The sequence below is a fragment of the Limimaricola sp. genome (genome assembly GCF_016125575.1).
Lineage (GTDB): Bacteria > Pseudomonadota > Alphaproteobacteria > Rhodobacterales > Rhodobacteraceae > WGLM01.
Genome location: NZ_WGLM01000004.1, coordinates 925025 through 940216, shown reverse-complemented (window position 1 = coordinate 940216; position 15192 = coordinate 925025). Strand labels below are relative to the sequence as shown.

Here is a 15192-nt window from a genome sequence, read left to right as displayed (position 1 = left end):
AATATCCTTTCGGCATTTTGACTGCGCGCAACCGAGCGCCCGGGCGGCCTTCCCACCGGCCCGGCGCGGGCCTATATCCTCGCGGTAACGTCAACGAAAGGCCCCAGCCATGTCCGTTTCCGCCCCCCGCCACGTGCGCGTCCTTATCATCGGCTCGGGTCCGGCCGGCTACACGGCCGGCGTCTATGCCAGCCGCGCAATGCTGAACCCCGTCTTGGTGCAGGGGATCGAGCCGGGCGGCCAGCTGACGACCACCACCGAGGTCGAGAACTGGCCCGGCGACACCGAGGTACAGGGCCCCGACCTGATGGTGCGGATGGAGGCCCATGCCCGTGCGATGGGCTGCGAGATTGTCAGTGATATCATCACATCTCTTGATCTGTCATCGCGCCCCTTCACCGCCACCGCCGACAGCGGAGCTGTTTACAAGGCCGACGCGGTGATCTTGGCGACCGGTGCGCGAGCGAAATGGCTGGGACTGCCATCGGAACAGAAATTCCGCGGCTTCGGCGTTTCGGCCTGTGCCACCTGCGATGGTTTCTTCTACCGCGGGCAGGAGATTGTCGTCGTAGGAGGCGGCAACACGGCCGTGGAAGAGGCGCTGTTCCTGACCAATTTCGCCTCGAAGGTCACGTTGGTGCATCGCCGTGAAGAATTGCGCGCCGAGAAGATCCTGCAGGAGCGGCTGCTCAAGCACCCCAAGATTACACCGCTGTGGTTCCACGAGATCGACGAGGTCATCGGTGCTGCCGATCCGCTGGGTGTCGAGGGCGTCCGCGTGCGCGACGTGCGCACCGGCGCGATCACCGAGATCCCGGCCAAGGGCGTGTTCGTCGCCATCGGACATGCCCCTGCGTCGGAACTCGTGAAGGACCAGCTGGAGCTGCACAACGGTGGCTATGTGAAGGTCAAGGCCGGCTCGACCGAAACGTCGATTCCCGGTGTCTTTGCCGCGGGCGACCTGACCGATCACAAGTATCGTCAGGCGGTGACAAGCGCCGGAATGGGCTGCATGGCGGCGCTGGATGCCGAACACTGGCTGGCCGCGCAAGAGGCGCTGGCACCGGCGATGGCGTAACAGCGCAGGCCTGCGCCGGATCCATCGGCTAGAAACCATCAGGGGCCTGTCCGCAGACAGGCCCTTTTCGTTTGTCCGCCTGTTGCTATTGGGCCACGGCCGCCCGTTTTCCCTCAATTTCGCAGGTTTCGCTTCCCAGCGCGGAGCGTGCCGCCTATGTGTTCATCACTGAACACACTTGAGTCGCCCGATGTCCGCCCCCGAAACCCAGACCGCACGGCCAGAGGAAGAGCAGCTTTTTCGCTTGCTGCGCCAACTGGACCGGGCACCCGATGCCTCGCAGCGGGCCACTGCCGAGGCGCTGGGCATCAGCCTTGGCCGGCTCAACGCGCACCTGCGCGCGATCACCGAAGCCGGGCTGATCCGCGTCACCGGTCGCGAAGGCCCCGACCGCCGACAGCGCTTTGCCTATGCGCTGACAGCGCGCGGCGCCTCGGAAAAGGCCCGCCTGACCGATCGCTTTCTCGCGCTCAAGCTTGCCGAATACCACGCGCTGCACGCCGAACTGACCGGTTCGGCCCCCATCTACATTTCACCGAAGGACAGGAACGACGTCATGCAGAACAACCTCGCCCCGATTCCGGAGCTCTATGTCTCATACGAAAGCGCGCAGAAGCTGAAAGTCGCCGCAGGCAGCCTGCCCTCGCACGACCTCACGCCGCGCCAGATTTGCGACATGGAACTGCTGATGAACGGGGGGTTCTACCCGCTCAAGGGCTTCATGTCCGAGGCCGATTACAACGGCGTGGTCAACGAGATGCGGATGGCCGACGGCACGCTCTGGCCGATGCCCATCACCCTCGATGTCTCCGAGAAATTCGCCGACAGCGTCGAAATGGGTCAGGACATCGCCCTGCGTGACCAGGAAGGCGTGATCCTTGCCACCATGACGGTGACCGACAAGTGGATCCCCAACAAGGCGCACGAAGCGGAAAAGGTTTATGGCGCAGACGACCTGGCGCACCCTGCCGTCAATTACCTGCATAATACCGCCGGCAAGGTCTATCTTGGCGGTCCGGTCACCGGCATCCAGCAGCCGATGCACTACGATTTCCGCGCGCGTCGCGATACGCCCAACGAATTGCGCGCCTATTTCCGCAAGATGGGCTGGCGCCGCGTGGTGGCCTTCCAGACCCGCAACCCGCTTCACCGGGCACATCAGGAACTGACCTTCCGTGCCGCGCGCGAGGCGCAGGCGAACCTGCTGATCCACCCCGTCGTCGGCATGACCAAGCCCGGCGATATCGACCATTTCACGCGCGTGCGCTGCTACGAGGCCGTGCTGGACCAGTACCCCTCCTCGACCACCACGATGAGCCTTCTGAATCTGGCCATGCGCATGGCCGGCCCGCGCGAGGCGGTCTGGCACGGCATCATCCGGCGCAACCACGGCTGCACCCATATGATCGTGGGCCGCGACCATGCCGGCCCCGGCAAGAACAGCCAGGGCAAGGATTTCTACGGCCCCTATGACGCGCAACAGCTTTTCGCGAAGCATCAGGAAGAAATCGGCATCGAGATGGTCGATTTCAAACAGATGGTCTACGTCCAGGAGCGCGCCCAGTACGAGCCGCGCGACGAGGTCGAGGACGGCGTCACCATCCTAGACATCTCGGGCACCGAGCTGCGACGCCGCCTGTCAGAGGGGCTGGAGATCCCGGACTGGTTCAGCTTTCCCGCGGTGGTGGCCGAACTGCGCCGCACCCGGCCGCCGCGGTCCAAGCAGGGCTTTACGGTGTTCTTCACCGGCTTCTCCGGTTCGGGCAAGTCGACCATCGCCAACGCGCTGATGGTCAAGTTGATGGAGATGGGCGGACGTCCCGTCACGCTGCTCGATGGCGACATCGTGCGCAAGAATCTCAGCTCGGAACTGGGCTTCTCGAAGGAACACCGCGACCTGAACATCCGCCGCATCGGCTACGTCGCGTCGGAAATCACCAAAAACGGGGGGATCGCCATCTGCGCCCCGATCGCACCCTATGCGGCCACCCGTCGGGCGGTGCGCGAGGATGTCGAACAGTACGGCGCCTTTCTGGAGGTCCACGTCGCTACCTCGATCGAGGAATGCGAACGCCGCGACCGCAAGGGCCTCTACAAGCTGGCGCGTGAAGGCAAGATCAAGGAGTTCACCGGCATCTCCGACCCCTACGACGTGCCCGAGAATCCGGAACTGCGCATCGAAACGGAGACCGCCGATGTCGATAACTGCGCGCACCAGGTGATCCTGAAGCTTGAGGCGATGGGCCTGATCAAGGCCTGAGGCCCCGCTGAAGAAGTCGAGGGTGCGCGGCTTCGTCCGCGCACCCTTCTTCATGACAAGTAGCCTGACGATCAGACTGACCAAAACTCAGGATGGTCGCATCATCCGCATGAGCAGACCATCACGCAGCACGTAATGATGGAACAGCGCCGCCCCGGCATGCAGCGTGATCAACGTCATCAGCACATTCATCGCCACGACGTGAACATCGCCCATCTCGGTCCAACCGGCGAACCACGCAAGCATCCCGAGGGCCGGCACGGCCATCAGCAGCCCGTATAGAGCGGCATGAGTCAGATGCGCGGCCACCGCCATCACGTCATGCGTCTGTGGGGCCAGCGGCGGCACACCGCGCCGCCAGCGCAGACCAAGGCGCAGCGCCACCGCGGCAAGAATAGCCGTGCCGAACCAGACATGCAGGCCTGCCTGCCAGCTCATGGCATCGACGCCGTCTTCATAGAACCCGTCAAAGGCGGCGATCATCGCCTCGCCCGTCAGGTAATTTGCGATGATAAGGAAAAGAATGGTCCAGTGAAGGACGATCTGGATGCGGGAATACCCTGTCGGCTGCGCCATGTGTCGAAATCCTTTGGCCGGGGCCGGCCCATCCGGCCCCCTTGCCCGGCCGACCCGCTTGGGTTCGTCCGGCAGGGCCCGTGATGGGCGGGCAGGCACAAGGATGACAACTCAACCGGGGTTGATCACAGCCCCGGTTTAGGCCGCTCGGCCGAATGTTTAGCGCGGTTTATGCAGCCTAGAACCGCACCATGCGCAACAGCAGCCCGTCACGCAGGATGTAATGATGGAAAAGTGCTGCCGCAGCGTGCAGGCCAGCCACCAACAGGATCAGGTTCGCCGCCAGCGAATGGAGCTGGCCGACCGCGGTGATGCCCATGTACCACGCCACTGCGCCCAGCACCGGCACACCCAGCATCAGGACGTAAAGCGCCAGATGGGTCCATTCGCCCACGCGCCGCATCAACTCTGATTCGGTGGCAGGTGCCGGCGGCACGCCGCGCACCCACCGCAGCACCAGCCGAAGCGCGACCAGCGCGATCACCGCCAAACCCACATAGACATGCACCGTCGCGCCGATGTCCGATACCGCCTGCCCGCTGCGCAGGAACGACCGATAGGCATGGCTCACGCCGTCGGAGAAAAGGTAATTGAAGGCAATCGCCAGCGCGATCAGCCAGTGCAGGATTATCTGGCTGCGCGAGTAGGTCGAAACGGTCATGAAGGTCTCCGAAAGGTCGGCCGTGAAATGTCGCGGCCCTGATGCCGTTGCAACGGCCCAGAGGTCAAGTTCCGTCGCGACTAATGCACGGTCATCGGAACCATGTCGTGCTGGCGGGCAAGGATGAAGGCAAGCTGGCGATCGGCGACAAGGGCGATCTGCTCGCCATCGGCACGGTGGACCGCGAACAACTGTTCAAGGTCACCGACCCGGTCGCGCATCTCCGACGGCAGTGATGCCACCGGCACCGCCTTGACGTAAACCACGTTGTCGCCCAAGGCCGACAAGTCGAATTTGGTATTCATTTTCCGGACCCCTTCCTGATTTTGATCGTTTGAACGACGCTGTCAGGGACCGACCTTGTTAGGTCCACATGCAGCAGGCCGTTTTCCATCACGGCTTCGCCAACGTCGACACCGTCGGCAAGGATGAAGCTGCGCTGGAATTGCCGCGCGGCAATCCCCCGATGCAGGAAAATACGCCCTTCGCTGTCGTCGCTCTGCCGTCCCCGAATGACGAGGCTGTTATCCTCGACGGTGATCGACAGGTCGCTCTCGGCGAAACCGGCCACGGCAAGCGTGATCCGGTACGAGCGTTCAGACGTCTGCTCGATATTGTAGGGGGGGTAGCCATCGTTGCCGGTCTTGGCGGTGCGTTCCACCAAACGTTCCAGCTGTTCAAAACCCAGAAGAAAGGGATGGGTCCCCAGGGTCAATTTCGTCATGCGACACGTCCTTTACAAAGCGACAGTCAGGTGTGGCCCCGCATCCTGCAGCAGCCAGCCTTGGAAATATGGGGCGTGCGCCGCCCCCCTGCAAGAGGAAGCACTAGGCGAATGGGCCCGCAGGACCTATGTTGCAGGCAAAGTTCGCATGGGGACGGATGCGTTGAACAGCTTTTCCAGAATGGACGAGGTCGAGGTTTTGCGCGTCAAGCTGGCGATGCTGAAATCGCAGCACCGCGACCTTGATGAGGCCATTCATGCCCTGCAGGAACGCGGCTCAGCCGACATGCTGACGCTGCGGCGCCTCAAGAAGCAGAAGCTGATGCTGAAGGACCAGATCACCCAGCTGGAAGACCGCATCCTGCCCGACATCATCGCCTGATCCGCCGCTGCCGGGCGATTGCGCGTGGCGATTGCCCTGCTATGGTGCCGCTTCCTTGACGAGGGGGAGCGGCGATGAGCATAGCCCAGGTCGGCATCATCATGGGAAGCCAGTCTGACTGGCCGACCTTGCGCGCCGCGGCCGAGATCCTCGACGAACTGGCGGTGCCCTACGAGACGCGCATCGTCTCGGCCCACCGCACCCCCGACCGGCTGTGGGATTATGGCCATGCGGCGGTGGATCGCGGGCTTAAGGTGATCATCGCCGGGGCCGGCGGGGCGGCGCACCTGCCGGGCATGATGGCATCCAAGACCCGGCTTCCGGTGATCGGTGTGCCGGTACAGACCAAGGCGCTTTCCGGCGTCGATTCGCTCTATTCCATCGTTCAGATGCCCAAGGGCTATCCGGTCGCCACCATGGCGATCGGCGGTGCGGCCAATGCTGGCCTGATGGCCGCGGCAATCCTTGCGCTGAACGATCCGGCGCTTGCCACCCGCCTGGATGCATGGCGCGCGGCACTGTCCGCCTCGATCCCCGAGGTTCCGACAGATGACTGAGACGCTGGCCCAAGGCGCGACCATCGGCATCCTCGGCGGCGGTCAGCTGGGCCGGATGCTGTCTGTCGCGGCGGCCCGACTGGGCTATCGCACCCACATATTCGAGCCCGGTGCGGCACCCGCGGCCGATGTGGCCCATGCCCTGACGACCGCCCCCTATGACGATGCCAAGGCGCTGGCCGCCTTCGCCGCCAGTGTCGACGTCATCACCTACGAGTTCGAGAACGTGCCTACCGCCGCGCTCGACCTGCTCGAGGCCACCCGTCCGATCCGGCCCGGCCGCCGGGCCTTGGCCACCTCTCAGGACCGTCTGACCGAAAAGACCTTTCTTCAGGACCTTGGCCTTGCCACCGCGCCTTTTGCCGCGGTCGAAGATGCCGCCAGCCTTGCCATCGCGCTGGACGAAATCGGTACGCCCGCCATCCTCAAGACCCGCCGGCTGGGGTATGACGGAAAGGGACAGGCGCGGATCATGGCGCCGGATGACGCGCCAAACGCCCTCGCTTCGCTGAAAGGCGCGCCTGCGATCCTCGAAGGCTTCGTGCCATTCCGGGCCGAGATCTCGGTGATCGGCGCCCGCGGGCTTGACGGGGCTGTCGCCTGTTTCGACCCCGGCGAAAACTTGCACCGCGACGGCATCCTGCGCACCACGACGGTGCCCGCCCGTATCTCGGCCGCGCTACGCTCGGATGCCGTCCTTATCGCGGCACGGATGCTGAACGCGCTCGATTACGTCGGGGTCATGGGGGTAGAGCTTTTCGTGACGCCCGACGGCCTCGTGGTCAACGAATTCGCGCCGCGGGTTCACAATTCCGGCCACTGGACGCAGAACGGCTGCCTGATCGACCAGTTCGAACAGCATATCCGCGCGATCGCGGGCTGGCCGCTGGGCGACGGCACGCGCCTCGCCGACGTGCAGATGGAAAACCTGATCGGCGACGACATCGCCCGCCTTCCGGAACTCGCCGCCGAGGGCGCCGCGATCCACCTCTATGGCAAGGCAGAGGCGCGGCCGGGCCGCAAGATGGGCCATGTCAACCGCATCGTCAGGCCCTGACGAACCCCACCTGCCCGCCTTTGCCTTGCAAATATCCCGGGGGGTGAAGGCCGCATGGCCGAGGGGGGCAGCGCCCCCCTGCCTCAGCCCGGCGGGAAGATGACGTTGCGCAGGGTGAGCGCCCGGTCGAACCGGCCCGTGGCAAGGAATGCCCGCACCTGCGCGATGACCAGCGGGTTCATCATTATCCATGTGTGGTTGACCGGCAGGACAAGGTGATCGGTCATGCCGCTGAGCCGTGTCGAGGCGACCGAGACCTTGCCGTCGTTCGGTTCGCCGATCACGGCCGAAAAGACCGGGTTCAGGCTCATGTCTCCGGCGATGATGCCGACAGCATAGTCAGGATCGGGCAATTGCCGCGGCAACCCTTCCTTGCCGGTGCGCAATTGCAATCCCGCGGGGCCAAGGATCCAGCCGAACAGCGTCAGACCCGCCACCGCGTCCACCAGTTCCGAGCCGCCATTTGGCGGCGCCAGCATCACCACGCGGCCCATTCGCGCCGGGCGGTGCCGTGCTAGCCAAGCGCGCAGGACGATAGCTCCCATCGAGTGGGTGACGAAGTTCACGCGCCGGTCGCCGCAGGCGGCCACGTCGCGCGGCAGGGTACTGTCGGCCAGCGTCTCGACATGCGCCTCGCGCGAGCGATAGCCGGAATTGACGACGCAATAGCCCGCGTCCTCCAGCGCCTGTTGCATCAGCGTGAACGACGCTTGTGTGCGGCCCAGCCCATGCAACAGCACCACCGCGTCGCGCTCGGGCGCGGCGGCATGCTTTTCGGGAACGGGCAACAGGCGCGCGCTGACCTGGGCGACGGGTTTCATGAACAGCGATCTAACACGCAGACCGGGCCGGTTGACAGCGGGCATTCACGGCTTGCACCCCACGGGCCCGCGCGGCAGGTTGGGCGCTATGCCTGCCGCGTCGCGACAACCGCCCGTTCGTCTTGCCACCCGTGCGATCATCTTGCGCGAAGGTCGGCTGTTACTGGTCAATGCCTGGAAAGGGCGCAGCCACTTGTGGTGTGCGCCCGGCGGCGGGGTCGAACCGCATGCCTCGCTGCCCGACAACCTGCGGCGCGAGGTTCATGAGGAAACCGGCCTTGACGTGGCGGTCGGCGCGCCCTGCCTCGTCAATGAATTCCATGATCCGACCGGCCCGTTTCACCAGGTCGACATCTACTTTCGCTGCCGCCTGTTGAAGGGCGATCCTGATGGCGACTGGACAGATCCCGAGGGCGTGGTCAGCATGCGTCGCTGGGTCACGCGGGCGCAGATGGCGGCACTGCGGGTCAAGCCTGACAGCCTTGCCGCCGTGGCCTGGCGCGACCCGGGCGCGCCGGCCTACGACCCGCTCGAGCCGATCCTGCGCTGAGCACCGCCGCGGCGGATCGAAAAACCGATGCCGCCCAGAACCATCGCCCCGGCAAGGACCAGCCTCAGCGTGACCGGCTCTCCGATCAGGGCAAGGCCGCCCAGCGTGGCAATGACCGGAACGGACAGTTGCGCAATCCCGGCCAGCGTCGCGTCGATCCGCGCAACGATGCTGTAGAACAGCACGTAACCCAGACCCGACGTCACCGCGCCCGAGGTTACGGCCAGCCCCAGTGCCGGAAATGACAGGCCATGACCCGCCAGCGCCCAAAGCGGCAGGACCAGTGGCAGGGCCAACACGAAATTGGCGGCGGTCGCCGGCACCGGATCGGCCCCGCCACGGCCCAGCAAGGTGTAGATGCCCCAAGCCCCGCCAGCGACAAGCATTGCCAAAGCATCACGTAGCGCAACATGCCCCGTTGTGCCGCCGGGCCAGAGCAGCACCAAGAGGCCCGCAAACGCGATGCCTGCGCCGATCCAGCGCCGCGGCGGCACCGCTTCGCCGCGCGCGACGACAACCGCAAAAACCGTCATTTGCACCGCACCGAACAGCAGCAGCGCACCCAGCCCCGCATCGAGCGTCCGGTAGGCCAGCGAGAATCCCGCGACGTAAAGCGCCAGCATTCCCGCCCCGGCCAACCTGCGGCCCGTCGCCATCGGCGGCCAGCGCCGTCCGCTGCCCCACATCAGCAGCGCCAGCGCCATTGCCCCTGCCGCCACCCGGACCACGCCGAAGGCAGCAGGATCGGCCCCGTATTCGACAACGGCGAGGCGGATAAGGACCGAGTTGGCCGCTAGCGCGATCAGCGCGGCAAGGATCATCAGGGCAAGGCGCATGCATGCTTCTCGCGCCTTGCATGGCTCCGCACAAGATCAGTTGCGCGACGCCTCGATTGGTCGTGACCAATTACGACCCGCCAAAAAAGAAAGGGGGCCCAAGGGCCCCCTTTCCGCAGTCCGTCAGCGACGGGACAGCTTACATCATGCCGTCCATGCCGCCCATGCCGCCCATGCCGCCGCCGCCCATGGCGGGCTCGTCCTTCTTCGGACGATCGGCCACCATCGCTTCGGTGGTGATCAGCAGGCCAGCAATCGAGGCCGCATCCTCAAGCGCGGTACGCACGACCTTCGCGGGGTCGATGACGCCGAACTTGAACATGTCGCCATATTCCTCGGTCTGGGCGTTGAAGCCGAACTTCAGGTCATCGCTTTCGCGAACCTTGCCGGCAACCACGGCACCATCGACGCCCGCGTTCTGGGCGATCTGGCGCAGCGGCGCTTCCAGCGCACGACGGACGATGGCGATGCCCGCGTCCTGGTCGGAGTTGGCACCCTTGAGGTCGATGAGGTGCTTGGCAGCCTGCACGAGGGCCACGCCGCCACCGACGACGATGCCTTCCTGAACGGCCGCGCGGGTCGCGTTCAGTGCGTCATCAACGCGGTCCTTGCGTTCCTTGACCTCGGTCTCGGTCATCCCACCGACGCGGATCACGGCAACACCACCGGCGAGTTTCGCCACGCGCTCTTGAAGTTTTTCCTTGTCGTAGTCGCTGGTGGTCTCTTCGATCTGGCCACGGATCTGGGCGACGCGCGCCTCGATCTCGGCCTTTTCGCCATAACCGTCAACGATGGTGGTGTTGTCCTTGGTGATCGAAACGCGCTTGGCACGGCCAAGCATGTCGATGGTCACCGATTCCAGCTTCATGCCGAGATCGTCCGAGATCACCTGGCCGCCGGTCAGGATCGCGATGTCCTGCAGCATGGCCTTGCGACGGTCGCCAAAGCCCGGCGCCTTGACGGCGGCGATCTTCAGGCCGCCACGCAGCTTGTTGACCACGAGGGTCGCCAGCGCTTCGCCTTCGACATCTTCCGAGATGATCAGCAGCGGCTTGCCCGACTGGATCACGGCTTCCAGAAGCGGGACCATCGGCTGCAGCGACGAGAGTTTCTTCTCGTGCAGCAGGATCATCACGTCTTCGAGTTCGGCCGTCATCTTGTCGGCGTTGGTCACGAAGTAGGGCGACAGATAGCCACGGTCGAACTGCATGCCTTCGACCACGTCGGTCTCGGTCTCAAGGCCCTTGTTCTCTTCGACGGTGATGACACCCTCGTTGCCGACCTTCTGCATCGCATCAGCGATCTGACGGCCAATTTCCTTCTCGCCGTTGGCCGAGATGGTGCCAACCTGGGCAACTTCGTCGCTGTCGCTGACCGGGCGGGAAGCGGCCTTGATGGCCTCGACGACGCGAGCGGTTGCAATGTCGATACCGCGCTTGAGGTCCATCGGGTTCATGCCGGCGGCAACCGACTTCATGCCCTCGATGACGATCGCCTGCGCCAGCACGGTGGCGGTGGTGGTGCCGTCGCCGGCCTCATCATTGGTGCGGCTGGCGACTTCTTTCACCATCTGCGCGCCCATGTTCTCGAACTTGTCTTCCAGTTCGATTTCCTTGGCGACGGTTACGCCGTCCTTGGTGATGCGGGGCGAACCGAAGCTTTTGTCGATGACCACGTTGCGGCCTTTCGGGCCGAGCGTGACCTTCACCGCGTTGGCAAGGGTGTTAACGCCCTTGAGCATGCGGTTGCGGGCATCAGATTCGAACTTGACGTCCTTGGCAGCCATATTGGTAGCTCCTTGACTTGTCTTGATTGTTGGGGGGGGGACGAAAGGGACGGATCAGGCGGCTTTGGCCGACGCGCCCTTCGACGAGATGATCCCGAGGATATCGCTTTCCTTCATGATCAGCATTTCCTCGCCGTCGACGGTGACCTCGGTGCCCGACCATTTGCCGAACAGGATGCGGTCGCCGACATTCACGGCCATCGGGATCAATTCGCCCGAATCCTTGCGGGCGCCGTCGCCGCAGGCAACAACTTCACCCTCGGCGGGCTTTTCCTTGGCGGTGTCGGGAATGATCAGACCACCCTTGGTCTTTTCTTCACCTTCGACCCGGCGAACCAGCACGCGATCGTGCAGCGGTTTGAAAGCCATTCTTGCAGCTCCTTGCGTTAGCGTTTCTGCGCCCCGCGATGCGGGGTGTTGGCACTCTCTGTGGTCGAGTGCTAACAGCAGGCAGATAGGCGTCGCCAGAAGAGCTGTCAAGCGAGGCCTTGGCAAAAAAGTCACGCCCGCGTGAATATACTGGGACGGGCCGAAAACAGGCTTTGCAAGACCGACCCCGTGCACGTATTTGCTCTTCACCCGCTGCGCAAGTCGCGCTGACGAAGGAGGCTGCAATGAACCAAGGAACCATCATTCTCTGCTGAAGCAGAGCCGCAGCATGCCCGCGCCGGGCCATGTCCCCGCGCATCCTTCTCTCCATCGTCAGGAACACTTCCGATGTTACCCTTCGTTTTCGTTGCCGGTCATCCGACCGGTCGCGGCGCCGTCGGCCCTCATCCCGCCGGTGATCGCTTGCCCGCCAGACGGCACCAGCCCGCGCAATTGCGGCTGATGCCCGATCCGCATCGCCTGCCCGAGGCGGTCGATCAGCCGGCCATGCCACAGGCCCCGGCGGACCGGCCACGTGCCACGCTGGTTCAACTTGCCGCCGATCCGCGCTTCGCGCGGGGGCGCGACACGCCGCCGCCTCCGGGGCTGCGGCTCTGGCTGGGCCAGCAACTGATGCAGCTGGGCTTTTTCATGGTGCATCCCCGACGGCCGGGCTAAAACCCGGCCGTCGGCCATGCCCGGTGCACCATGCTGCCATGCGGCATTGACCGCGTGACAATCGGGGCGCCGCTTTCTATAAGGCCCGCGATTTCCAGTTCCGCTTGCAAGGATTCCGCCATGACCACACTCGTCTTCGGCCATAAGTCCCCCGATACCGACGCCACCTGCAGCCCGCTTATCTGGGCATGGTACCTGTCGCACATGGGCCAGCCGGCCGAGGCGCGGCTGCTGGGCACGCCCAATACCGAGGCGCAGTTCGTCGCCAAACACTGGGGATTCGAGCTGCCGCCGGTCATCTCGGATGTCGAGGACGGGCAGCCCGTGGTGGTCGTGGATACCAATAACCCCGCCGAATTGCCCGCAAATATCGGCAAGGCCGATATCCGCGCAATCATCGACCACCACAAGCTGGTCGGCGGGCTCGAAACAAGCGGGCCGATCGAGATTACCATTCGTCCGGTCGCCTGCACTGCCACGCTGATGTACCAGATGATGGGCGGGCATGCCGGCCATGCCCCGACCGGCATCCGCGGCCTGATGCTGTCGTGCATCTTGTCGGATACGCTGGAATTCCGCTCGCCCACGACCACGCCGGCCGATCGGGAAATTGCCGAGCAATTGGCGGCCGACCTCGGCGTCGACATCCCCGCCTTCGCCGCGCAGATGTTCGCGGCAAAGTCGGACGTGTCGCGCTTTTCGGACGCAGAATTGCTGCGGATGGACAGCAAGGAATACACCGTCAGCGGCAAGGAACTACGCGTCTCGGTGCTGGAGACCACCGCACCGCAGGTCCTGCTCGACCGCAAGGCCAGCCTGATGGCGGCGATGGACGGCGTGGCGCAAGAGGACGGGGCCGATCAGGTCCTGCTTTTCATCGTCGACATCCTCAACGAAGAGGCAACGCTGCTGGTGCCCAATACGCTGGTCAAGGATATCGCCGAGAAAAGCTTTGGCGTGACCGTCAACGGCGACACCGTGGTGCTGCCCGGCGTGATGAGCCGCAAGAAGCAGATCATCCCGGCGCTCAAGATCTGATCGGGCGCAGGGGGGCGCTGCCCCCCGCCCGGCTGCGCCGGCCTCCCCCCGGGAGTATTTGAAGCCAGAAGAAGGGCTCCGCGGGGCGGATGCCTTCTGACCTGACAGATGCGCGACCTAGCCGAAGCGGCCGGTCACGTAGTCATTGGTTCGGCTGTTCTTTGGAGCGGTAAAGATCGTCTCGGTCCGGTCGAACTCGATCAACTGGCCCAGGTACATGAAGGCGGTGTAGTCGGAGGTCCGCGCCGCCTGCTGCATGTTGTGGGTGACGATAGCAATGCAATACTCATCGGCCAGCTTGTCGATCAGGTCTTCGATCTTGGCGGTCGAGATCGGGTCGAGCGCCGAGGCCGGCTCGTCCAGAAGCAGGACCTCGGGCTTGACCGCCACGGCGCGCGCGATGCACAGCCGCTGCTGCTGACCGCCCGACAGGCCGAGACCGGACTGGTGCAGCTTGTCCTTCACCTCGTCCCACAGCGCCGCCTCGCGCAGCGCGGCCTCCACCCGGTCGGCCATCTCGGCCTTCGACAGCCTTTCGTAAAGCCGGATGCCGAAGGCGATATTCTCGTAGATCGACATCGGGAAGGGTGTGGGTTTCTGAAACACCATGCCCACCTTGGCGCGCAGTAGGTTCAGATCCTCGCGCGGCGACAGGATGTTGCGCCCGTCCAGCAGCACTTCGCCCGTGGCTTTCTGGCCGGGATAAAGATCGAACATGCGGTTGAGCACGCGCAGCAGCGTGGACTTGCCACAGCCCGACGGCCCGATGAAGGCCGTCACGGTCTTGTCGCGCAGGGTCAGGTTGACGTCGTGCAGCGCCTGATGGCCGTTGGCATAGTGAAACTGCAACCCGCGCACCTCAACCTTGACCGGATGATCCTCGCGCGAGCGGCGGTTCTTGAGGCCGGCGAAGGCGTCTGTCACGGGGGTCGGTTCGGTCATGATGCGGGTGTCCATGGCTTGGCGGTTCCGTTAGCGGCGTCGCCCGGCAAGGGTGCGGGCCACGATGTTGAGTGTCAGGATCGCGATGGTGATGACAAGCGCACCGGCCCAGGCCAGGCGCTGCCAGTCATCGTAGGGGCTCATTGCGAACTGGTAGATGACAACGGGCAGGTTCGCCATTGGCGCGTCCATGTTTGTCGACCAGAACTGGTTGTTGAGCGCGGTGAAAAGCAGCGGCGCCGTCTCGCCCGAGATCCGCGCGACGGCCAGCAGGATACCGGTCAGAATGCCCGATCGCGCCGCGCGCCAGATCACGAAGACCATCACCTTCCAGCGTGGCGCGCCCAGCGCGGCCGCGGCCTCGCGCAGGGAATTGGGCACAAGCGCCAACATGTCCTGCGTGGTGCGATTGATGACGGGCAACGCGATGACCGCCAGCGCCACTGCGCCAGACCACGCCGAGAAATGGCCGAAGGGCACAACCAGCACCGCGTAAATGAACAGGCCCACGATGATCGAGGGGGCCGACAACAGCACGTCGTTGATGAACTTTGCCGCCTCGCCGATCCGCGATCCGCCGGCATATTCCGACAGGTAGGTGCCCGCCATCACCCCGACCGGCGCGGCGATGAGGATGCCCACCAGCGTCATCGCGACCGACCCGAAGATCGCGTTGGCCAGTCCGCCGTCCGAACCGGGCGGCGGTGTCATCTCTGTAAAGAGCGACAGCCGCAGGCCCTGCAATCCGTTCCAGAGCAGCGTCCACAAGATCAACGCCAGGATGGTCAGGCCCACGGCCGCGGAGAGCACCGAGAGGGCCTGCGCCACGCGGTTGCGGCGATAGCGGCGAGCAGTCACAGGGGATGAAGTGGTCATC

Annotated in this window: 18 protein-coding genes; 8 read left to right on the top strand and 10 right to left on the bottom strand. The window is 64.5% G+C overall.

What is annotated here, in order from left to right; all coding sequences use genetic code 11:
* Nucleotides 1-109 precede the first annotated feature (109 nt).
* A complete protein-coding gene (gene trxB, locus GC146_RS11480; protein ID WP_291838377.1) occupies nucleotides 110-1078 on the top strand; it encodes a thioredoxin-disulfide reductase in 969 nt (322 codons plus the stop codon).
* A gap of 190 nt (nucleotides 1079-1268) precedes the next feature.
* Nucleotides 1269-3338, top strand: a complete 2070-nt coding sequence (locus tag GC146_RS11475; protein ID WP_291838375.1) for a bifunctional sulfate adenylyltransferase/adenylylsulfate kinase — start codon at nucleotides 1269-1271, stop codon at nucleotides 3336-3338.
* A gap of 87 nt (nucleotides 3339-3425) precedes the next feature.
* On the opposite strand, the gene GC146_RS11470 is transcribed toward GC146_RS11475, so the two are convergent.
* The 4 genes from GC146_RS11470 to GC146_RS11455 all read right to left on the bottom strand — a co-directional run bounded on the left by GC146_RS11470 (nucleotide 3426) and on the right by GC146_RS11455 (nucleotide 5299).
* Complete coding sequence (locus GC146_RS11470; RefSeq protein WP_291838374.1) at nucleotides 3426-3914, bottom strand: cytochrome b/b6 domain-containing protein; 489 nt, start codon at nucleotides 3912-3914, stop codon at nucleotides 3426-3428.
* A gap of 178 nt (nucleotides 3915-4092) precedes the next feature.
* Nucleotides 4093-4575: a cytochrome b/b6 domain-containing protein gene (locus GC146_RS11465; protein WP_291838372.1), complete on the bottom strand. Its 483-nt coding sequence runs from the start codon at nucleotides 4573-4575 to the stop codon at nucleotides 4093-4095.
* Nucleotides 4576-4655: 80 nt separating this feature from the next.
* Nucleotides 4656-4880, bottom strand: coding sequence for a DUF1150 family protein (locus GC146_RS11460; protein WP_291838369.1), 225 nt, complete (start codon nucleotides 4878-4880; stop codon nucleotides 4656-4658).
* Entirely contained in the window at nucleotides 4877-5299 is a 423-nt protein-coding gene (locus GC146_RS11455; RefSeq protein ID WP_291838367.1) for an Hsp20 family protein, read from the bottom strand. The genes GC146_RS11460 and GC146_RS11455 overlap by 4 nt, the downstream gene beginning before the upstream one ends.
* Before the next feature lie 181 nt (nucleotides 5300-5480).
* Between GC146_RS11455 and GC146_RS11450 the strand changes: the two genes are divergently transcribed.
* The 3 genes from GC146_RS11450 to GC146_RS11440 all read left to right on the top strand — a co-directional run bounded on the left by GC146_RS11450 (nucleotide 5481) and on the right by GC146_RS11440 (nucleotide 7295).
* The gene (locus tag GC146_RS11450; RefSeq protein WP_291838364.1) at nucleotides 5481-5681 is read left to right on the top strand and encodes a DUF465 domain-containing protein; all 201 of its coding nucleotides are present in this window, start codon (nucleotides 5481-5483) and stop codon (nucleotides 5679-5681) included.
* Between the two features lie 74 nt (nucleotides 5682-5755).
* Entirely contained in the window at nucleotides 5756-6238 is a 483-nt protein-coding gene (gene purE, locus GC146_RS11445) for a 5-(carboxyamino)imidazole ribonucleotide mutase (RefSeq protein WP_291838362.1), read from the top strand.
* Nucleotides 6231-7295: a 5-(carboxyamino)imidazole ribonucleotide synthase gene (locus GC146_RS11440; RefSeq protein ID WP_291838359.1), complete on the top strand. Its 1065-nt coding sequence runs from the start codon at nucleotides 6231-6233 to the stop codon at nucleotides 7293-7295. Before purE ends, GC146_RS11440 begins: the two co-directional genes overlap by 8 nt.
* Before the next feature lie 83 nt (nucleotides 7296-7378).
* Here the strand turns inward: GC146_RS11440 and GC146_RS11435 are convergent, their stop codons facing one another.
* Nucleotides 7379-8116, bottom strand: a complete 738-nt coding sequence (locus GC146_RS11435) for an alpha/beta hydrolase (RefSeq protein WP_291838356.1) — start codon at nucleotides 8114-8116, stop codon at nucleotides 7379-7381.
* 88 nt (nucleotides 8117-8204) lie between these two features.
* Here GC146_RS11435 and GC146_RS11430 point away from each other — a divergent pair, with 88 nt between their 5' ends.
* Nucleotides 8205-8666 carry an NUDIX hydrolase gene (locus GC146_RS11430; RefSeq protein WP_291838354.1) on the top strand — a complete coding sequence of 154 codons (462 nt, stop codon included), beginning with the start codon at nucleotides 8205-8207 and terminating at the stop codon, nucleotides 8664-8666.
* Here GC146_RS11430 and GC146_RS11425 read toward each other — a convergent pair.
* From GC146_RS11425 to GC146_RS11415, 3 genes are all read right to left on the bottom strand, one after another.
* Complete coding sequence (locus GC146_RS11425; RefSeq protein WP_291838351.1) at nucleotides 8636-9502, bottom strand: DMT family transporter; 867 nt, start codon at nucleotides 9500-9502, stop codon at nucleotides 8636-8638. The genes GC146_RS11430 and GC146_RS11425 overlap by 31 nt on opposite strands.
* Before the next feature lie 139 nt (nucleotides 9503-9641).
* A complete protein-coding gene (groL, locus tag GC146_RS11420) occupies nucleotides 9642-11288 on the bottom strand; it encodes a chaperonin GroEL (RefSeq protein WP_291838349.1) in 1647 nt (548 codons plus the stop codon).
* Between the two features lie 54 nt (nucleotides 11289-11342).
* Complete coding sequence (locus GC146_RS11415) at nucleotides 11343-11657, bottom strand: co-chaperone GroES (protein ID WP_291838346.1); 315 nt, start codon at nucleotides 11655-11657, stop codon at nucleotides 11343-11345.
* Between the two features lie 348 nt (nucleotides 11658-12005).
* On the opposite strand from GC146_RS11415, the gene GC146_RS11410 reads away from it, so the two are divergent.
* Together GC146_RS11410 and GC146_RS11405 are read left to right on the top strand one after the other, a co-directional pair.
* Entirely contained in the window at nucleotides 12006-12335 is a 330-nt protein-coding gene (locus tag GC146_RS11410) for a hypothetical protein (protein WP_291838343.1), read from the top strand.
* Between the two features lie 120 nt (nucleotides 12336-12455).
* Complete coding sequence (locus GC146_RS11405) at nucleotides 12456-13373, top strand: manganese-dependent inorganic pyrophosphatase (RefSeq protein WP_291838340.1); 918 nt, start codon at nucleotides 12456-12458, stop codon at nucleotides 13371-13373.
* A gap of 117 nt (nucleotides 13374-13490) precedes the next feature.
* On the opposite strand, the gene pstB is transcribed toward GC146_RS11405, so the two are convergent.
* Together pstB and pstA are read right to left on the bottom strand one after the other, a co-directional pair.
* Nucleotides 13491-14330: a phosphate ABC transporter ATP-binding protein PstB gene (gene pstB / locus GC146_RS11400; RefSeq protein WP_291838337.1), complete on the bottom strand. Its 840-nt coding sequence runs from the start codon at nucleotides 14328-14330 to the stop codon at nucleotides 13491-13493.
* Between the two features lie 15 nt (nucleotides 14331-14345).
* Complete coding sequence (gene pstA / locus GC146_RS11395) at nucleotides 14346-15191, bottom strand: phosphate ABC transporter permease PstA (protein ID WP_291838334.1); 846 nt, start codon at nucleotides 15189-15191, stop codon at nucleotides 14346-14348.
* Nucleotide 15192: the final 1 nt, after the last annotated feature.

Coding starts and splice junctions, on each gene's coding strand:
- GC146_RS11470 (WP_291838374.1), bottom strand. CDS start 3,914: ATGGCGCAGCCGACAGGGTATTCCCGCATCCAGATCGTCCTTCACTGG.
- GC146_RS11440 (WP_291838359.1), top strand. CDS start 6,231: ATGACTGAGACGCTGGCCCAAGGCGCGACCATCGGCATCCTCGGCGGC.
- GC146_RS11435 (WP_291838356.1), bottom strand. CDS start 8,116: ATGAAACCCGTCGCCCAGGTCAGCGCGCGCCTGTTGCCCGTTCCCGAA.
- GC146_RS11475 (WP_291838375.1), top strand. CDS start 1,269: ATGTCCGCCCCCGAAACCCAGACCGCACGGCCAGAGGAAGAGCAGCTT.
- groL (WP_291838349.1), bottom strand. CDS start 11,288: ATGGCTGCCAAGGACGTCAAGTTCGAATCTGATGCCCGCAACCGCATG.
- GC146_RS11405 (WP_291838340.1), top strand. CDS start 12,456: ATGACCACACTCGTCTTCGGCCATAAGTCCCCCGATACCGACGCCACC.
- GC146_RS11415 (WP_291838346.1), bottom strand. CDS start 11,657: ATGGCTTTCAAACCGCTGCACGATCGCGTGCTGGTTCGCCGGGTCGAA.
- GC146_RS11425 (WP_291838351.1), bottom strand. CDS start 9,502: ATGCGCCTTGCCCTGATGATCCTTGCCGCGCTGATCGCGCTAGCGGCC.
- purE (WP_291838362.1), top strand. CDS start 5,756: ATGAGCATAGCCCAGGTCGGCATCATCATGGGAAGCCAGTCTGACTGG.
- GC146_RS11430 (WP_291838354.1), top strand. CDS start 8,205: ATGCCTGCCGCGTCGCGACAACCGCCCGTTCGTCTTGCCACCCGTGCG.
- GC146_RS11455 (WP_291838367.1), bottom strand. CDS start 5,299: ATGACGAAATTGACCCTGGGGACCCATCCCTTTCTTCTGGGTTTTGAA.
- GC146_RS11460 (WP_291838369.1), bottom strand. CDS start 4,880: ATGAATACCAAATTCGACTTGTCGGCCTTGGGCGACAACGTGGTTTAC.
- pstB (WP_291838337.1), bottom strand. CDS start 14,330: ATGGACACCCGCATCATGACCGAACCGACCCCCGTGACAGACGCCTTC.
- GC146_RS11465 (WP_291838372.1), bottom strand. CDS start 4,575: ATGACCGTTTCGACCTACTCGCGCAGCCAGATAATCCTGCACTGGCTG.
- GC146_RS11410 (WP_291838343.1), top strand. CDS start 12,006: ATGTTACCCTTCGTTTTCGTTGCCGGTCATCCGACCGGTCGCGGCGCC.
- GC146_RS11450 (WP_291838364.1), top strand. CDS start 5,481: ATGGACGAGGTCGAGGTTTTGCGCGTCAAGCTGGCGATGCTGAAATCG.
- pstA (WP_291838334.1), bottom strand. CDS start 15,191: ATGACCACTTCATCCCCTGTGACTGCTCGCCGCTATCGCCGCAACCGC.
- trxB (WP_291838377.1), top strand. CDS start 110: ATGTCCGTTTCCGCCCCCCGCCACGTGCGCGTCCTTATCATCGGCTCG.